This window comes from Streptomyces sp. P17, from assembly GCF_032436805.1.
Classification (GTDB): domain Bacteria; phylum Actinomycetota; class Actinomycetes; order Streptomycetales; family Streptomycetaceae; genus Streptomyces.
On the sequence record NZ_JAVRBF010000186.1, the window covers coordinates 1 to 1,147 of the forward strand.

1 pseudogene is annotated in these 1,147 nt (G+C 69.8%); it reads right to left on the reverse strand.

Features of this window, described 5'->3' with window-relative positions:
* A pseudogene (locus RMT89_RS40245) lies at positions 1 to 1,147 on the reverse strand (alpha-1,4-glucan--maltose-1-phosphate maltosyltransferase); the annotation flags it as partial.

Consider the following 1,147-nt stretch of genomic DNA (forward strand, 5'->3'; position numbering starts at 1 on the left):
CGCGCCGGATGGCGTTGAGCTTGGTGATGAGTGGAGCGATGGTTTCCGCGGTCTGCCAGTCACGCGGGCGCAACTGGTACTTCTCCGAGTCCAGGTACTCTTCGCTGCCCTCGCGCAGGGGGGTGTTCTCGCACAGCTCGTAGCCGCTGTAGATGCCCCAGGTGGGGGAGAGGGTGGCGGCGAGCACGGCGCGCAGTTCGAAGGCGGGGCGGCCGCCGTGCTGGAGGAAGGCGTGCAGGATGTCGGGGGTGTTGGCGAAGAAGTTCGGCCGCATGTAGGCCGCCGCCTCTCCCGACAGCTCGCTGAGGTACTCGGTCAGCTCCTGCTTGGTGTTGCGCCAGGTGAAGTACGTGTACGACTGCTGGAAACCGATCTGCGCCAGGGTGTGCATCATCGCGGGGCGGGTGAACGCCTCGGCCAGGAAGATCACGTCCGGGTCGGTGCGGTTGATCTCCGCGATCACCCGCTCCCAGAACAGCACCGGCTTGGTGTGCGGGTTGTCCACCCGGAAGATCCGCACCCCGCGGGCCATCCAGTGCCGCAGCACCCGCAGCGTCTCCGCGATCAGCCCGTCCAGGTCGGCGTCGAAGGCGATGGGGTAGATGTCCTGGTACTTCTTGGGCGGGTTCTCCGCGTGGGCGATGGTGCCGTCGGGGCGGTGGTGGAACCACTCGGGGTGCTTGTGCACCCAGGGGTGGTCCGGGGAGCACTGCAGGGCGAAGTCCAGCGCCACCTCAAGCCCGTGGCCGCGGGCCTGCTCGACGAACCAGGTGAAGTCCTCCAGGGTGCCCAGGGCCGGGTGGACGGCGTCGTGGCCGCCCTCGGGGGAGCCGATCGCCCACGGCACGCCGACGTCGTCGGGGGTCGGGTCGAGGGTGTTGTTGCGGCCCTTGCGGAAGGTGGTGCCGATCGGGTGGACCGGGGGGAGGTAGACGACGTCGAAGCCCATCGCGGCGATCGCGGGCAGCCGGCGCGCGGCCGTACGGAACGTGCCGTGCGGCACCTCGGCGGTGCCCTCCGAGCGGGGGAAGAACTCGTACCAGGACCCGTACAGCGCCCGCTCCCGCTCCACCAGCAGCGGCAGCGGCTCCGAGGCCGTCACCAACTCCCGCAGCGGATACCGGGACAGCACCGCGTCCACCTGGGG